At 44.8% G+C, this 16,852-nt stretch carries 18 protein-coding genes and 2 riboswitches; of the genes, 10 read left to right on the top strand and 8 right to left on the bottom strand.

Annotation, left to right across the window (positions count from 1 at the left end):
- Positions 1-223: 223 nt before the first annotated feature.
- Entirely contained in the window at positions 224-973 is a 750-nt protein-coding gene (locus ACSFXN_RS04965) for a TerC family protein (RefSeq protein ID WP_437149066.1), read from the top strand.
- A gap of 209 nt (positions 974-1,182) precedes the next feature.
- Positions 1,183-1,800 carry an HAD family hydrolase gene (locus tag ACSFXN_RS04960; protein ID WP_437149065.1) on the top strand — a complete coding sequence of 206 codons (618 nt, stop codon included), beginning with the start codon at positions 1,183-1,185 and terminating at the stop codon, positions 1,798-1,800.
- A gap of 73 nt (positions 1,801-1,873) precedes the next feature.
- Here the strand turns inward: ACSFXN_RS04960 and ACSFXN_RS04955 are convergent, their stop codons facing one another.
- From ACSFXN_RS04955 to pgeF, 6 genes are all read right to left on the bottom strand, one after another.
- Entirely contained in the window at positions 1,874-3,427 is a 1,554-nt protein-coding gene (locus tag ACSFXN_RS04955; protein WP_437149165.1) for a polyamine aminopropyltransferase, read from the bottom strand.
- 16 nt (positions 3,428-3,443) lie between these two features.
- Positions 3,444-3,839, bottom strand: a complete 396-nt coding sequence (locus tag ACSFXN_RS04950; RefSeq protein ID WP_437149064.1) for a DUF350 domain-containing protein — start codon at positions 3,837-3,839, stop codon at positions 3,444-3,446.
- Between the two features lie 23 nt (positions 3,840-3,862).
- Positions 3,863-4,414, bottom strand: a complete 552-nt coding sequence (locus tag ACSFXN_RS04945) for a DUF4247 domain-containing protein (protein WP_300990768.1) — start codon at positions 4,412-4,414, stop codon at positions 3,863-3,865.
- Positions 4,415-4,474: 60 nt separating this feature from the next.
- Positions 4,475-5,146, bottom strand: a complete 672-nt coding sequence (locus ACSFXN_RS04940; protein ID WP_437149063.1) for a PspA/IM30 family protein — start codon at positions 5,144-5,146, stop codon at positions 4,475-4,477.
- 19 nt (positions 5,147-5,165) lie between these two features.
- Positions 5,166-5,675 (bottom strand): DUF4178 domain-containing protein, encoded by a 510-nt coding sequence (locus ACSFXN_RS04935; RefSeq protein ID WP_437149062.1) that lies wholly within the window; start codon positions 5,673-5,675, stop codon positions 5,166-5,168.
- Between the two features lie 242 nt (positions 5,676-5,917).
- On the bottom strand, positions 5,918-6,685 hold the full coding sequence (pgeF, locus tag ACSFXN_RS04930; RefSeq protein WP_437149061.1) for a peptidoglycan editing factor PgeF: 768 nt from the start codon (positions 6,683-6,685) through the stop codon (positions 5,918-5,920).
- A 370-nt stretch (positions 6,686-7,055) separates the two neighbouring features.
- Here pgeF and ACSFXN_RS04925 point away from each other — a divergent pair, with 370 nt between their 5' ends.
- The 5 genes from ACSFXN_RS04925 to ACSFXN_RS04905 all read left to right on the top strand — a co-directional run bounded on the left by ACSFXN_RS04925 (position 7,056) and on the right by ACSFXN_RS04905 (position 11,815).
- The gene (locus ACSFXN_RS04925; protein WP_437149060.1) at positions 7,056-7,619 is read left to right on the top strand and encodes a class I SAM-dependent methyltransferase; all 564 of its coding nucleotides are present in this window, start codon (positions 7,056-7,058) and stop codon (positions 7,617-7,619) included.
- Between the two features lie 205 nt (positions 7,620-7,824).
- The gene (mnmH, locus tag ACSFXN_RS04920) at positions 7,825-8,904 is read left to right on the top strand and encodes a tRNA 2-selenouridine(34) synthase MnmH (RefSeq protein WP_437149059.1); all 1,080 of its coding nucleotides are present in this window, start codon (positions 7,825-7,827) and stop codon (positions 8,902-8,904) included.
- Between the two features lie 148 nt (positions 8,905-9,052).
- A riboswitch (Lysine riboswitch) is annotated at positions 9,053-9,236 on the top strand.
- A 135-nt stretch (positions 9,237-9,371) separates the two neighbouring features.
- Positions 9,372-10,214, top strand: coding sequence for a transporter substrate-binding domain-containing protein (locus ACSFXN_RS04915; RefSeq protein ID WP_437149058.1), 843 nt, complete (start codon positions 9,372-9,374; stop codon positions 10,212-10,214).
- Between the two features lie 63 nt (positions 10,215-10,277).
- Positions 10,278-11,045: an amino acid ABC transporter permease gene (locus ACSFXN_RS04910; RefSeq protein ID WP_437149057.1), complete on the top strand. Its 768-nt coding sequence runs from the start codon at positions 10,278-10,280 to the stop codon at positions 11,043-11,045.
- Between the two features lie 35 nt (positions 11,046-11,080).
- Positions 11,081-11,815 carry an amino acid ABC transporter ATP-binding protein gene (locus ACSFXN_RS04905; protein WP_437149056.1) on the top strand — a complete coding sequence of 245 codons (735 nt, stop codon included), beginning with the start codon at positions 11,081-11,083 and terminating at the stop codon, positions 11,813-11,815.
- 110 nt (positions 11,816-11,925) lie between these two features.
- Here ACSFXN_RS04905 and ACSFXN_RS04900 read toward each other — a convergent pair whose 3' ends face one another.
- Positions 11,926-12,861, bottom strand: a complete 936-nt coding sequence (locus ACSFXN_RS04900) for a DMT family transporter (protein ID WP_437149055.1) — start codon at positions 12,859-12,861, stop codon at positions 11,926-11,928.
- A 185-nt stretch (positions 12,862-13,046) separates the two neighbouring features.
- Here ACSFXN_RS04900 and ACSFXN_RS04895 point away from each other — a divergent pair, with 185 nt between their 5' ends.
- Entirely contained in the window at positions 13,047-13,535 is a 489-nt protein-coding gene (locus ACSFXN_RS04895) for an Lrp/AsnC family transcriptional regulator (protein ID WP_437149054.1), read from the top strand.
- A 16-nt stretch (positions 13,536-13,551) separates the two neighbouring features.
- Complete coding sequence (locus ACSFXN_RS04890; protein ID WP_437149053.1) at positions 13,552-13,932, top strand: MazG nucleotide pyrophosphohydrolase domain-containing protein; 381 nt, start codon at positions 13,552-13,554, stop codon at positions 13,930-13,932.
- Between the two features lie 51 nt (positions 13,933-13,983).
- Here ACSFXN_RS04890 and ACSFXN_RS04885 read toward each other — a convergent pair whose 3' ends face one another.
- Positions 13,984-15,810, bottom strand: coding sequence for an APC family permease (locus ACSFXN_RS04885; protein WP_437149052.1), 1,827 nt, complete (start codon positions 15,808-15,810; stop codon positions 13,984-13,986).
- A 230-nt stretch (positions 15,811-16,040) separates the two neighbouring features.
- Positions 16,041-16,182: riboswitch (cyclic di-AMP (ydaO/yuaA leader) on the bottom strand.
- A gap of 216 nt (positions 16,183-16,398) precedes the next feature.
- Between ACSFXN_RS04885 and ACSFXN_RS04880 the strand changes: the two genes are divergently transcribed.
- Positions 16,399-16,740 (top strand): zinc ribbon domain-containing protein YjdM, encoded by a 342-nt coding sequence (locus tag ACSFXN_RS04880; protein WP_437149051.1) that lies wholly within the window; start codon positions 16,399-16,401, stop codon positions 16,738-16,740.
- Positions 16,741-16,852: the final 112 nt, after the last annotated feature.

The raw sequence follows: 16,852 nt of genomic DNA, 5'->3' as shown, positions 1-16,852 counted from the left end.
TTCTCCTTACTTCTTATCACTGCGACATCTATATCGAAACATTACCATATCATCCCGGAAAAAAGAGAGAGAAAAGACCGTTTTACTAATGATTTCTCCGTTTTCTTTTAAAATGACAAAAAATTTAGTTTTCTTTTCCGTAGCTTAGTATACTATAGAAAAAAGGTTCTCTAGTGGCAAAAGGCCACCTCAATTGATGTCCAGCCCGTTGGGAGGAAAAATAATGGGAGCAATCTTATTGGAATATGCTTGGGTTATGCTGGTTCTGGTTGGACTAGAGGGGATTCTGGCTGCGGATAATGCCGTGGTCATGGCCGTGATGGTCAAGCATTTGCCAGGGGAACAAAAGAAGAAAGCGTTGTTTTACGGACTGGCGGCAGCGTTTGTGTTCCGCTTTGCTGCTTTGTTCATGATAACGTTGCTAGTGGGCGTCTGGCAGATTCAGGCACTTGGAGCCGCTTATTTACTATTCATCGCTTTCAAGCATATTTATGATCAACGGAAAGGGCAAGGCAATGATTCCCTACTGGAAACGAAGAAAGGTTCCAGTTTTTGGGGCACTGTTTTCAAGATTGAAGTGGCGGATATCGCCTTTGCGGTCGACTCGATGCTTGCTGCGGTTGCCTTGGCGCTGACATTGCCGCATCTGGGCGATACCAATATCGGAGGCATTAATGCCGGGCCCTTTGTAGTCATGCTGAGCGGCGGATTGATTGGTGTCATCATCATGCGGTTTGCCGCTCATAAATTCGTTCAGCTGCTTGAAACTTACCCGCAGCTTGAAACAGCCGCTTTTATCATTGTGGGTTGGGTCGGAGTGAAGCTTTTGGTCATGACGCTGTCCCATGAAAAAATTCATATCCTGCCTCATGATTTCCCTCATTCGTTTACTTGGACAATTATATTCTGGAGCGTCTTAATCGGCATCGTTGTAGTCGGCGCCTGGCTGGGTCTGAGAGAAAAAGAGAAGTAGGAAAAGTTTAGTTGAAAAGAACTTTGAATTCGATTCTCCTTAACAGAGGCGGATTGCAAAGTTCTTTTCAAATTTTGGATAAGCAAGAATTCGCTCCGAGAAAGCAGATGCTACGCAGCTTTTTAAAATCCCGGGTTTTAGCACAGTATTTGGTTTACCTATCCGAAAAGGGTAGAATGGAGTCATATCAGTTCAGAGGAGAGGATTTAATGGACAGTATCATTTTTGACTTGGACGGAACATTGTGGGATTCACGAGAAACAGTAGTCATGGCGTGGAACAAAGCGATTGAACAGAACGACAAAATAGATCATACATTGACGAAGCAGCATTTGAAAGAAACCATGGGGCTCCAGATGCATGAAATCATGCAAAAGCTGTTTCCAAATTTGAATGCAGAGATGCACAATGAAATCATTCAATCATGCGGAGAAATCGAAGGCGATTATATAAGTGAGCGAGGCGGCATCCTGTATGAAAATTTGGAAGACGTTTTGAAGGCTTTATCGGAGAAATATAAGCTGTATATTGTCAGCAATTGCCAAGAAGGATACATCGAAGCGTTCTATGAGTATCACGAACTGGAAAAATACTTTGAGGATTTCGAGAACCCGGGAAGAACAGGGCTTTCAAAAGGAGAAAATATCAAGTTAATCATGGAGCGGAACGGATTGAAAGATCCGGTTTATGTCGGGGATACAGCAGGAGACCGAAAAGCGGCAAAAGATGCCGGCGTTCCTTTCGTTTATGCCAAATACGGCTTCGGCGAAGTAGAGGATTACGACTACGCCATCGAAAAATTCGATGATTTGCTGGAGATTTTTTAATAGAGTGAAAGAAGAGGAACAGGTTCCTCTTCTTTTTTATTTTCAGTATCGATGTTAAAGCTTTTTAACGGTCTTAATAATTAGTCCACGATTTCTCATAAACTTCTATCAAGTTCGGCCGAATCAATGTATTGGGTTCGAGTGCAATCGGATCGCCGTTGCTGGCTTCAATAACGGCATCTTCATCTTTTCCAAAAGCCATCAGGGCAGGGAGCAGCTCCGTAGTCAAATACTCGGTATCTTCGATGATTTCGAGGTTTTCTGTCTGTATTTCGGAGCGGGACGCCAGCACGAAGCCCCAGCCACCGAAACTCGGAATATCAGCGTGCAGGTTTTCCGTCTGAAGCCCGGTTGCCTGAATGGTCTTATCGATCGTCCAGTAGACTTGCGGCGCAAATACAGGGCTTGTTGCCTGGACCATCATGGCGCCGTCTGGATGCAGATGGTTGCGGGCAAGCGAGTAAAATTCCAGTGTATAAAGCTTGTTGAGCGATTCGTTGTTCGGGTCGGGTAAGTCGATGATGATGACGTCATAAAAGCCGTCAGCGCCCTCTAAAAAGCGGAAAGCGTCTTCGTTGACCACGTTTACTTTCGGGTTGTCGAGGGAACCTTCATTGAGTTCGGTCAGCAGATGACTGGTCCGCGCGGTTTCCGTCATTTTCGGGTCAAGATCAACAAGGTCCACGCTGCCCAAATCTTCATATTTCAACAATTCACGGACCGCCAGCCCATCACCGCCGCCAAGCACCAGTACACGGTCATGCCGGGCTGCAGCGGCCATCGGTGGATGGACCAGGATTTCATGGTAGCGATGTTCATCCGAGGAACTGAATTGAAGCTGGCCGTCTAAGTAAAGCCGGGTATCGCCTTGCTGTTTCGTCAAAATGATTTTCTGGTAAGAGGTCTGCTCGGAGAAAATTACCGGATCTTTGTAGAGCTGCTGTTCGAAATGGAAGGCTGCCTGTTCCCCGAAAAGAGCTCCAAGAATCAAGATGGCTAAAAACAAAAGGCCGAAAGAAACGTGCAGTTTAAAGCGTTTCAGCTCATGTTTAAAACGGAACACGATCCAAAGCGCGACGGTGACGTTGATCAACGCCACCAGGAAAGCGGTTTTCACTAATCCGAAATAAGGGCGCAGCAAAAACAAAAAGAGCAGTCCGCCGACAAGCCCGCCGGCATAATCGGAGAACAGCACTTTGGCTGCGCTTTTTTGCAGCGATACACCGATTTCATTTGCTTTCCGGATCAAAATCGGCAGTTCAACACCGGTCAAAGAACCGACGATCAAAATCACACTGTATAAAAACAGCGAACCGGTGCCAGGGGGCAGGTAAGCCGTTACGCCGAACAGCAGCATGGCGGAAAAGCCGCCGATAATGCCGATGGAGTATTCAATCCAAATGAATGATGCAATCAAATGCCGGGTCATTTTTTCACTGAAATATGCACCAATGCCCATCCCAGTTAAAAAAAGAGAGATGGTAAGTGTGTACTGCTTCACTCCATCTCCTAAAATGTATGAACCGAGCGCTCCGAACAATACTTCAAAAATGATGCCACAGATGGAAACGATTCCGGATGCATAGTAAATCGCCCGGCTTTGCCGGACGGATTCTTGTTCTATCAGCATTCAAAACACCGCCTTAAGTAATAGAAGCGCCAATGACGAACGCTAACCCGACTGAAACGGCAAATGAAATGATGCCCACAGCTGTATTTCTTTCTTTCAACTGGACCTCCACTGAAAAACGGGGAGTCAGCAATTCGAACAGGAAATAAGCGATAAATTGAAGAAGCAGTCCGAATAGCCCCCAGACGACGGTTTCAAGAATGGAGTCATTATGGAGAATGGAAAAGGTAAGGATTACGCAAGTACCAATAATTTTGCCGGCAATCGACAAAGCGACAGCAGAATTGTTTCCTTTGATTTCTTCCCAATCCTTATATTTTCTTGTCAATAATTCGAAAATGACAAGGCCTATGAGTACTACAGCAATCGCTGAAATGAAATATAAAAATGTCAGTAAGAATGAATTCACTACTCAAGCTCCTTTGCTGTGTTTTATTTTCCGACGCCCGGACCGCCTCCGCGGAATGTTGAGCCGCGGCCAGTGGTAGCTGAAGGAATTGAATTATAACCGCCTCCGCCCGAATAGCATCCACCGCGTGCACAGCGGCTTGCCTGTGACTGGTTCCAGCCAGATCCGAACCGGTTGCTTAAAAGCGATCCCAACAACATCCCTGAGAAAAAGCCGGGATTATAATGGTTCCGGACAAATTCCTGGTCTGCCACTTCCACAAGCGTAGTGCCTGGGTTTTCTGGATCTTCTGTCAAAATAATGAAGTCATCATTATAAACCAGTACTTGCCGGCCTTCGATTTCTTCTCCGACTTGGTCCGGTTCCTGTGCTTCACTCAGCTCTGCTACCGTGCCTGCCAAGTCTTTATCGGACCGGTACAACATGGCGCTGCTGTTTGAGCCGCTGTCACTTTGAACGGCATTTACAAAGGTATAATTGTTTTCGACATAATCTTCTGCCTGCGACAGGCTGCCGCATGCCGACAGGAAAAGCACTGCAGCCACCAGGCCCGTTAGCCATCTCTTTTTTTTCATTGATCGCACACTCCAAATGAACGGGAACGGCCCGCTCACAGAGGAGCAGACCGCAGTTCGTTATTCTTTTCCAAGCTGCTTTTTCAGTGCCGCCAGTTCATTGTCCACTGAGCTGCCTTTTTTAAGGTCATCAAACTCATCATCAAGACTGCGTGAACCTGCCCGCAAGTCTTCCGAAGTTTCAGCTTCCGCTTCCAAGTGCATCACTTTTTCTTCCATCCGATCAAAACCTTGGCGTGATTCGTCGCCTCCTACAGAACTCATCGAGCGGTTGATTTTGGTCCGTGTCTTCGCCGATTCTGCACGGGCTTTCAACGAATCCTTCTTAATCTGCATTTCTTCGTATTCGCGCTTCATTTCCGCCAGTTTTTCGCGCAGCACTGTCGAGTCGCTCGCGGCCCGTTCATAAGCTTCTTTCATGGAATTCGCTTGGATTACATGATTTTGCTTGTCTTCAAGCGCACGGCGAGCCAGATCTTCGTTGCCGGCTTCCACCGCTTCAACGGCCTGCTGCTGGCGTTTTTCGACCATGCTGCTGGCGTCGTCATATTTCTTTTTCAGTATTTTTTCATTAGCCAGCTGCTTCGCCACGGATGTTTCGGCTTCCCGGATATCGAGCGCCATATCCCGCATAAACTGGTCGAGCATTTTTACCGGATCTTCTGCTTTATCAAGTGCTGCATTTAGTTCGGATTCTACATAAGTTTGTATACGACTGAAAAATTGAAACATATTCTCTCCTCCAATTTGGTTAGCTTCCCGCTAAAATAGTGATTTCGTATTCTTCAATTCCGTAGCCTTTGCTGACTTCGACTTCGCCGCCCCATACTTCAACGGATAAAAATGATTCTCCTGATTCATCCGCGTATTCGTAGTAATCCATCTCTGCGCCGTTGACATTCTGGCTGCGGCCTTCTGATGTTACGTAAGCACGGCCTTGTTCTTCAAGAAAATAATCTTTGCCGTCATGCGTAACTTTCTTCGTCCCGGGCTCAAGTCCCGGAATCCGGATTTTTTGATAGACGGCCACTTCCAGCTCATCATCCATTTCCACGCTAAGCCAAATGCTCTTGCCGCCGGATACCAGTTGATAGGCGTTCCACGTATAGCCGCTGTCATTATAATGAATTTTGCCAGCCACTTCGTAATCCGCCAAATCATAGGTGACAAAATCTTTGACGCGCAGATTGCGCAGCGTCCGTTTTTCCACTTCCGGTGCCTTTTTTTCGGTCCCCTTAAATAAACGGCTTAAAAAACCCATTTTCTCACCTCTTTTAGAAATACGAGCCATGCCTAAAGAAGTTTCATTTTTTTGAATATAACAGATTCTTACAGCAAATTAAAGCTCGAGCAGCCACCTGCGGCAATTACTGAAACGGAAACTAATTCCGTTTTTGTTTACCCTAAATGGAGGAGTGCTAAGCCGGCTTGAGCCCTGCTTTAAATAAAAAACTACAGCTAAATCCGGTTACTCGGAAACTAGCTGTAGTTTATACCATTTCTTTAACCGGGCTGCTTTTTCATGATGAAACTCAAATGCCGCCCGCTTTTCTTGTCTTGCCGGTACGAAAAACCGTCAGGGCTTTCAAATGTACAGGTGCGGTCGATGTTAATTTGCTCCGGCGGAATACCGGCCAATTCACATTGTTTTTTGACAGCGAGCTGATTGTCGATATGGTATTTTCCGGTTGCTTCGTTGTAATACATCAAGTCATCCACATAGCCGAGATCCTTGAATTTCAAATAGACGTCTTCGTCCACTTCGAATCTTTCCTGGCTGAGAGCCGCTCCGAGCTGGACATGGAAATCCGCAGGGCTGCATTGTTCCACCTGTTTTAAATGCTCGAACAGTTTCAACGTGATTTCTTTGACGGTGCCTTGCCAGCCGGAATGGACAGCGCCAACCAGACCGTTCTTTTCGTTGAAGAACAGCACTGGCACACAATCGGCAGAAAAGCTGCTTAAGAGCACATTCGGCTCATAGGTATATAACGCATCGGTATCTGGTATGGCTGCATCCTGGTGAACAGCGCCGCGCCCTTTGTCGGCAGCCGTCACCCGGTGGAAATTTGCGCTATGTGTTTGGTAGGCACAGACGAAATCTTCCAGTTCCAGTCCCAGGGAAGCTGCCAGTTTTTTGCGGTTTTCTATAATTTGCTCAGAATTGCCGCAAACGTGAAGAGCCATATTGCTCATTTCAAATTCGGCTGCATCTTTCATGGTCATGCCTGCTGCAAATTTTTCATTGTCTAAGTACATCGTGGTTTTCATGTCATCACCTTCCTTTAATATATCTTACCGCTTTGCAGCTGTATAGGAATGTACAAGAAACCCGGAAAAATGAAATTGTCAAAATTCTTTAATCGGAAATCGGTCCAGCGAGCCAGTTGAAATCCAAGGGATAGATTGACCTTCGTTTTTCGAAGGTATATGATAAAAACAACCTTCCAGATAACATCCTGGAATAAAGAGAAAATAGATTCAAGCAAAGTGCTTTCCCAGAAAGCGATAGTTGTTCCAATTAGAGTTTAAATTGCTGTTAAAGTTAGAAAAAGTTATTGATGCTTTCTTATTTTTTTACGATGTTCTGCATAAATAGTTTGCTTACAGCTAAGCCAATTGTGAACAGGGGGCCAGAAAAATGAGTACAATAGAATACGTGAAGAATTTAATCAAAGACCGGAACATCGCCTCCATTACGCCGACTTCAAAGATGGGGGTACGGGAAGTATGTGAAAAAATGGATCTCAGCAAAAAAGTAGTGATTGTTGAATATGGGCCTGCTACAGGTGTATTCACCAATTATTTGCTTGAGCATATGACGCCAGATTCCCTGATCATTGCCATTGAACTTAATGATAATTTTGTTGATTACTTAAGGGAAAACACCAGAGATCCCCGGTTGAAAATTCACCATGACAGTGCAGAAAATGTGCATGAAATCGTCCATCAGCATGGAGTCGAAATAGTGGATTATGTGATTTCGGGTATCCCGTTCTCGTTAATGGATGAAGAAACCCGTGAAAATATCGTAAAAAGAACAAGCCATGTATTAAAGCCGGGAGGGAAATTTCTTCCTTACCAAACCTTTTTCCAAAAAGACGAACATTTGATGGTTTACCTGCGGGACTATTTTTCCAATGCCCAAGATAAATTCTTTCTGCGGAATCTTCCGCCTATGCGGGTTTATGAAGCGACTAAATAAAGAGAAGCACCAATCGGTTAATGTCGGATAACTTTCCCATTAAAGAAGGCAGGCCTGTCAATACGGCTTGCTTTTTTCTTTGCTTTTACAAAGAGCAAGCCATGAAAACTTTTATATGGATTCAATGGGTGTATACTTGTAAATGTAATTTGAAGAATTTAAGCCATACTATAGAGCCTTTTAATGGCTTTTTGGGGGAAAAAGAATGTTTAGCAATATTAAAGTAGAAGAACTGATTCCGGTCATCGAAAACAAAAAAATGGCGCTCATTGATGTCCGGTCGCCATCTGAATATAAAAATTTCACTATACCGGGAAGCATCAATATTCCATTTTTTGATGATGCGGAACGGGCAGAAATCGGAACGCTTTATAAACAAGTCAGTGTAGAAGCTGCAAAAGAACGCGGGCTGGAAATCATTTCAGCAAAATTGCCGGAATTCGTGCGGGCATTCAAGAAAGTCGAAGGAGATAAAGTGGTGTTTTGCTGGCGCGGAGGCATGCGCAGCAGAACGACAGCGACTCTTTTGAGTTTGATGAACGTCCATGTCCATCGCCTTGATGAAGGCATCCGGGCTTATCGGAAATGGGTGGTAGCCGAGCTGGAACAAAAGGAAACCCCTTCGAAAGGATTTGTATTAAACGGATTAACCGGCGCAGGGAAAACAAGAGTATTAAAGGCGCTGCAGGAAGAGGGATATCCGGTCATTGATTTTGAAGGGATGGCCAATCATAAAGGATCGATTTTCGGTCAGATCGGTCTGGAACCGCATAATCAGAAAGTCTTTGATTCGCTTCTGGTCCATCAGCTGAAAAAGCTGCAGAATTTTCCTTATGTGCTGATTGAAGCAGAAAGCCATCGCATCGGGAAAGTGGTGATTCCGCCGTTTTTAAGTGATTTGAAAAATCGGAGCATCCATTTGGTCATCGATTTGCCGATGGAAGAACGGGTGAAAGAAATCCTGGAAGATTACCGTCCTTCGGAACATCAGGAAGAATGCATGGAAGCATTTCAGCGGATCAAATCGCGGATTCATATGCCTATCGCCAAGCAAATCGAATCGGATTTGGAAACGGGCAATTTTGCTTCGGCCATTCAGCTGCTGCTGGAGCATTATTACGATTCCCGCTACAAGCATACCGGCCTCCAATACCCGGATTCGCAGAAAAAGTTCTTGGTGGTCAACAATATCGAAGAAGCAATCCAAGCGGTTAAAGAAAATCTCCCTGCTTTCTCTGTGGGTGGAGAAGCCACCGATCCAGGTCAATTAGTGCAAAAGAAATAAGTGGGAAAGCTGAACAAAAAGTCTCTGCTCCCATTGTGGAAACAGAAAATCAGGACAAATTTTTGATAAATAAAAATAGGATTGACAGATAAAATATATCAATGTAGACTATGAAAAACATGAATTGAATATTACCTCACACTTTTTGCAGTGAGGTAGAGGCGCGACGTTTAACAATCCTTGGAGGAGTTCGAGAAAATGATGATCCCAAGGAGAAGGAAATGTCGCCGAAGTGTGCAATAACTCTCACTATTGCATGCTGGGTCTGCGGTTAATAGCTGCAGGACTGTCGCAATGGATTTCCCGATTTATTGCGAAGAGCTATCTCATCCAGGGACGAAGAAGAGGATTTAGGGCAACTATGTATAGTGCGATCTGAGTCTACCTCAGGTCTTTTTGTGCAGAGGTGCCCTTTTTGTATATTCAATTACCACTAAGGTACCAAACACAAAGGGGAGAGTTTAATTATGAAGAAAAAATTGACGTTATTTTCAACCATGTTCCTGTCGTCGATGCTGCTGATGTCAGGATGCGGATCAAGCGAGGAAGCCGGAAGCGGCGGATCATCAGAAGAATCTGAGACATTCAAAGTGGGAATGGAAGCAGCTTATGCACCGTTCAACTGGACACAGGGAGATGACTCCAACGAGGCTGTGAAAATTTCAGGGAACGCTGAATATGCAGGCGGCTATGACGTAGAAATTGCTAAAAGAATTGCTGAAGACATGGGCAAGGAATTGGAAATTGTAAAAACGGAATGGGATGGTCTGGTGCCTGCTCTGACTTCCGGCAAGATTGATGCCATCGTTGCGGGCATGTCACCGACGGCAGAGCGCAAAGCAACCATTGATTTTTCAGACCCGTACTATACGTCAGAGTTGGTTATGGTCGTTCAAAAAGGCGGCAAATATGAAGGGGCAACTTCGCTTTCCGATTTTAAAGGAGCGAAAATCACAGCACAGTTGAACACTTTCCATTATTCCGTTATTGACCAGATTGAAGGCGTATCGAAAGAAACAGCGATGGAAAGCTTCCCTTCCATGCGGGTAGCGCTTGAATCAGGGATTATTGATGGCTACGTGTCAGAACGGCCGGAAGCGGTGAGTGCTTCTGCTGCCAATGAAAATTTTGCCATGGTGGAATTTGAAGACGGGTTTGAAACGTCTGAAGAAGACACAGCAATTGCGGTAGGGCTTGAAAAAGGCAGTGAACTGACAGAACAAATCAATAAAGCATTGGCTGGCATTTCTGAAGAAGAGCGCCAGGAAATTATGGATACTGCAATTAAAAACCAACCAGCTGCCCAATAATGATTAGGTGGTGCCGGCTACATATGTATGCAGCCGGTTTTAACTATTTTTAGGAGGAAAACAATGAGTTTAGAATGGGTTATCACCATACTTACAGATAACTGGCCCATGTTCCTGCGCGGAGCGGTCATGACGTTATGGATTTCAGTGATCGGCACTTTGATTGGAGCCGCTATTGGATTGATCATCGGTATTATCCATACCATTCCGATGCCGGAGCGGGGAATCAAAAAAATCGGTTTGAAAGTCATTAACGGACTTCTTTCTGCATACATCGAATTTTTCCGGGGAACACCGATGATGGTACAGGCGATGGTTATTTTCTATGGATCCGCCATGGCATTTGGAATCGATTTGGACGTCTTTACAGCGGCCATATTCATTGTATCCATCAATACAGGGGCCTATATGTCGGAAATTGTTCGGGGCGGCATCATTTCCGTCGATAAAGGACAGTTCGAAGCTGCCCAGGCCATTGGGATGAACCATTTTCAAACTATGATCAATGTCGTCATGCCGCAGGTCATCCGCAATATTTTGCCGGCAACAGGCAATCAGTTTGTCATCAATATTAAAGATACGGCGGTGCTAAGCGTTATTGGAGTGACGGAATTGTTTTTCCAGACAAGAACCGTATCAGGGAACAACTTCCGTTATTTCGAATCGTTCTTTATCGCTTGTGTCCTTTATTTCATCATGACATACAGCATCACACTTCTATTGCGCAAACTTGAAAGAAAAATGGCGGGGCCGAAAAACTACAGCATGATTGGCGGCTTGCCGATGCAAGTAGTGAATCCGGAAGACACTTCGCATAAAATCAAAGAATAGACAGGTCAATAAGCAGAAATGGAAGAGGAGAACTTATGGAAAACGTAATTGAAATTCAGCATTTAAGTAAATCCTTCGGCACGCATGAAGTGCTAAGAGACATCGATTTTTCCGTGCGCAAAGGCGAAGTGGTCTGTGTCATCGGCTCATCAGGATCCGGAAAATCGACGCTTTTGCGCTGCATCAACCTGCTTGAAAAGCCAAGCGGCGGAAAAATCATCTATAACGGGGAAAACATCTTGGATGACCGCCACGACATCCATGCTTACCGCACGAAACTTGGGATGGTGTTTCAGCAATTTAATCTTTTCAACAACCATAATGTCTTGAACAATTGTGTGGTCGGACAGGTGAAAGTGATGAAACGCCGGAAAGAAGAAGCGGAAAAAGTGGCGATCAAATACTTGAAGGTTGTAGGCATGGACCAGTACATTAATGCCAAAGCAGAGCAACTGTCAGGCGGACAAAAACAGCGGGTAGCAATTGCACGGGCACTGTCAATGGAGCCGGATGTTATGCTGTTTGATGAACCCACATCAGCGCTTGATCCGGAAATGGTCGGGGAAGTGCTGAAAGTCATGAAAGACCTAGCGAAAAGCGGCTTGACGATGCTCATCGTGACTCATGAGATGGAGTTTGCAAAAGAAGTCGCCGACCGGGTAGTGTTTATGGATAAAGGCGTCATTGTCGAAGAAGGGCCACCCGAACAGCTTTTCAATCAGCCGCAAAAAGAACGGACGCGCGAGTTTTTGAAGCGTACATTAAGATAAGAAAAGTGCAAGCGCCCGCATAGCCCCGACAAGCACTGGAGTCTGGACACCGAATACGCAAGTCGAATTTATATACTTTCTTAATTCAATAAGAAAAACAAACCCTCTGATCAGCCAGGCTTGACCTGTTCTGTCAGAGGGTTTGTTACGTCTGCAGCTTTTTCTATAGGAAGTGCCTGCGTTTTGAAATAGCTGAAGAAATAACAGCCCAGAATCACCAAGGCACTTCCAAGCAATTGGACGCCCATCATTTTTTCGCCCAGAATGAAAAACGCTAAAATGGCCGTGAAAATCGGATTGAAGTTCAAAAAAAGCCCCGATGTGGTAGCGCCCAATTTGTTGACGCCGATGTTCCAAAGAACAAAACACAAGACGGTCGAAATGACGCCGGTATACAAAATGGAATAGACAAAAGGGGCGTTAATGTTGGTCACAGTAAAGTCAGCCATATTAAACGGCAGCAGGAAGGCAACGCCGAATACTCCGGAATACAAAGTGGCCATCATTGGAGAAGTGGATGCCATCGCCCATTTGCTGCACACCGAATAAATTCCCCAGACCGCTACCGCAGCGAGCATATACAGATCACCTTTATTGAATTGCATGGAAAACAACAAATCAGCCCGGCCTTTTGTCAGGACCAAAATGACACCGGAAAGTGAAAGGCCCATCGCGGCTGTCTGCAGCGGCCGAATTTTTTCCTTCAACAAAATGGCTGAGAAAACGGCAATGGAAATCATATTCAACGTGGAAATCAGCCCGATATTTGTAGCTGAGGTATTTTCCAATGCGAGAAACTGCAGGATATTGAACAGCACAACGCCCGTTATGCCCATAAGGATGAGCGGCAGAATCGCTTTGCGCGGCGGCAGAATCTTTTTCTCTGTGGCCCAGACCAACGGTATCAGGCAAAGGACTGCGATCATCCAGCGCAGGCTGGTCAATGTCATGGGAGAGGCATGTCCAACAAGCCACTTTCCTACTACAAAGTTCCCAGCCCATAAAAAACTCGTCAACAGCAATAGCCCATGATAGAAATAACGCATAATTGGCCCCTTTCTTCATATCCTTAATTAACAATTTTATCATTCCAAGGTATAATTCGAGTGGTTGTTTTGTTTATTGAACAAAATTCAAAATAAAATAAAGTAAATTTTAATTTTTCTTAAATTTATTCTAAAAGGGTTGCCGGGACCTGTGCATTACAGAAAAAATAAAAGGGGGAAAAGCAGTGGAATCGATTGTCAGCAAAGTGCTTGACCGGACAGATGTCCAGATATTAGATATTCTGCAAAAACAGGCGGACTTGAGCAACACTGAAATAGCGAAGCGCGTCAATCTTTCACCTCCAGCTGTCCATTCAAGAATTAAACGACTCGAAAGCGAGGGGTATATCAGCCGGCAAGTCGCCATCTTAAACCAGGAAAAGCTTGGCTTCGATTTATTGTGTTTTATTTTCATCAGTACGAACCTTCATCAGGCGGAAGAATTGAATATGTTGGAAAGTGCCTTGGAAAAGATGCCGGAAGTGCTGGAATGCCAATGCATTACCGGAGAGTATGATTATTTATTGAAAGTCGCTAACCGGAACCGCAGTGAGTTGCAGACATTTATCCGGAAGCTGAACGGTCTTGGGGTGACCAAAATCCAAACCAACCTGGCGCTTCGGGAAGTCAAATATTCGACGGTGCTGCCGATAGGAGAAAGCCAAATAGATTAAGAAACAGAGGTGCGAGATGAAGGATATGCAGGAGTTTGCGAAGCAGTATCAAAAAGAAATGGGCTGGAGCATTGAAGCCGGCAATTATGAAGAGAACCGGGCTTCACTATTGAATAACTATATGTTATTAACGACGGAAGTGGCTGAAGTCGCTGAAGAATTGCGCAAGGCTTTTAACCTGACCCATAAACATGTACAAAACGGGCTGGAAGAAAAAGCGGCGTTCGAGTTAGCATCAGAAGCTGTAAAAGAGGATGTCGGAAAAGAACTGGCGGATTGCCTTGCTTATATCATGAAATTCGCGAATTTCTTTGATATCAACTTAGAGGAAAGTTTTTATAGAAAGATGGAGGAAGTTAAGAATCGGCAGAATAAAGATGCAATAGCTAAAAAATAATTGATGAAACAACGAGCAAAGCCCGTCAAATGAGACGGGCTTTGCTCGTTGTTATTTTTTCAAGTGGAAAGGCACGGTAATGACAATCAGGTTTTTCCGGATCAGCAAAGCAGCGCGGATAAGAAAACCCGACTGGTTATGAAGGATATTCTGCCAGCCCTTTTTGGGAATAAACTGCGGGATGACTACTGTGACCCGGTAATTCAATTCATTGGCTTTGTGCTCCACGGTGTCCAAAAATTTCATCAGTGGATGAATGATGCTCCGGTAAGGGGAATACAAAGTCGCGAGCCGGACATCGGGCTGCCATTTCTTCCACTTGGCTTCAAATTTCTTTTCATCTTCTTTATCAAAAGCGACATAAACGGCAATAATCTGATCCACTGACAGCGAACGGGCATAGTCAATAGAGGTTTCCACCACTTGTGTTATGCCTGCTACCGGAATAATCATGACATTTCCTTTAACGGGAAGTGCTTTGCCTTGAGCCGAAATCCGGAGTTGATCCGCCACCGCGTTATAATGGCTTTTGATGCGGTGGAAAATATAAATGATCATCGGCAGGAAAACCAGAATGGACCATACTTGAGTGAATTTCGTTAAGAAAAAGATGATGGTCACCATAAAGCAGATCAAAGCACCCGCCGAGTTGATGACTAACTTGTTCTCCCAGTCTTTCGGTTTTTCGCGGATCCATTTCATCATCATCCCGGTCTGGGACAACGTAAACGGGATGAACACCCCTACCGCATAAAGCGGGATTAGCCGCTCTGTATGGCCGCCAAATGTCACAATTAGCAAAATGGAAGCAATCCCGAGAATGAGAATGCCATTGGAATATCCTAGCCGGTCTCCTCTGACAGTAAACATCCGTGGAATGAATTTATCCGTTGCTAAATTGACAGCCAGCAAAGGAAAAGCTGAATAACCGGTATTGGCTGCCAAAATCAAAATTAGCGCTGTTGTCCCTTGAACAAAAAAGTACAGGAAGTTCCGGCCGAATGTTTCTTCAGCAATCTGGGAAACCACCGTTACTTCAGCAAGGGGCGAAATTCCATAATAATAAGCCAGGAAAACGATTCCCGAAAACAACAGACCCAATAGGATTCCCATCGCTGTCAAGGTTTTAGCGGCATTTACGGGAGCAGGCTCTTTAAAGTTAGGGATTGCATTGGATATCGCTTCGACTCCTGTGAGCGCTGAACTTCCTGAAGCGAACGCACGCAACAGGATAAACAAACTGATGCCTGCAACAGGTGCTCCGAGCTGCGGATGCAAGTCAGGAGGCACTGTGCCGGTCAGAATCTGATAAATGCCGACACCAATCAAAACAAAAAGCGCCAATACGAATAAATAAACCGGATAAGCCAAAATCGATGCCGACTCCGTGACCCCCCGTAAATTCAAGAGAGTAAGAAATACCACAAAAGCCACAGCAATTGCGATATTATGTCCATGCAAACCAGGAAAAGCAGAAGTCAGGGCATCTGTTCCCGCAGAGACACTTACAGAAACCGTCAAAATATAATCGACTAACAAAGAGCCGCCGGCGACCAAACCGGGATTGGTGCCCAAATTCTCTTTTGCGACAATATAGGCACCGCCGCCGTGAGGGTAGGCAAAAATAATTTGCCGATAAGACAAGATCAGGACGGTCAAAAGAATCAACACAGCGCAGGCAATCGGAATAGAGTACCAGAAGGCCACCGCACTTACTGTAATTAACACAATCAAGATTTGTTCAGGTCCATAGGCTACAGAAGAAAGAGCATCTGAAGAGAGAATTGCTAAGGCTTTCTTTTTATTGAGTTTTTGTTCGCCCAGCATATTTGTTTTTAACGGCCGTCCGATCAAAAATCGTTTTATCGCAGAAACCATTGTTTGCACCTTCCATAGTTAGAAATGGTATTTATAAAAAATATTCTATGATTTCAGGTTAGCTCTTCTATGTTCCGATAAAATGTTCCGCATCCCGGCTCTCTTTAAGTTTTCTGGACATCCCTGCGGCTAGAAGCAGGCACAATAAAAAGACCTGCTTTATATTCAAGCAGCTTGTTTTGATGCGAAAAAAGCGCAGCAAAAAAGCTTCCCGAATAAAGGGGTCCTTGGACCTCCTTCGCTTTAGCCGACGAAGTTAGCTGACGGGCAGGATGGCGAAAGAGTTGCTCTCATCCTTTCTGCAAAACGCAGAATTAGCCCCAATAGAGTGGTTCCCCCGTTCCCGTTTCCAGGATTTGGCCGAGGTATTTAGTTGTTGATGAACGTTATTCTACTCCGCTTTTTCAAAAAGTCAATTTTAATCCTTTGTGAAAAAATGAGTGCTTTCAAAGGACGGAAACTAGAAAAATCCGGCGGTTTTCTAGCGGTCTTTCTATTCGAAGGCTACGGCAAAAGCTTAAGCCATGGTAGGATAGAAGAAACATCACGAATGCATTTTTGAAGAGAACGGAATGGAGGAAATGAAACATGGAAACTTTGCCGAATTGCCCGGTGTGCGGTTCTGAATACACTTATGAAGACGGGAATATGCTTGTTTGCCCGGAATGTGCCCATGAATGGACGCCAGGTGCAGAAGTGGAAACCGCTGAAACTGAAAAAGCCGTCAAAGACGCTAATGGAAATATCCTGGCTGACGGTGACTCTGTCACAGTCATCAAAGACTTGAAAGTAAAAGGCAGTTCGTCCGTTCTGAAAATCGGCACGAAAGTGAAAAGTATTCGACTAGTAGATGGCGACCACAACATCGACTGCAAAATCGACGGCTTTGGCCCAATGAAATTAAAATCGGAGTTTGTTAAAAAAAGCTAATGCCGTTTTATATGGCTTGTAAATCAGAACGATAAGAAAACCGGGCCGTGTGCCTGGTTTTTTCTATAGAGAGAACCTATCCGAAAAGGGTAAACATTGTTTAACTCGGTTG

Origin of the sequence: Planococcus sp. 1R117A, from assembly GCF_051417975.1 — a bacterium.
Lineage (GTDB): Bacteria > Bacillota > Bacilli > Bacillales_A > Planococcaceae > Planococcus > Planococcus shenhongbingii.
Note: the sequence above shows the minus strand (reverse complement) of the source record. Positions and strands in the feature narration are given on the sequence as shown.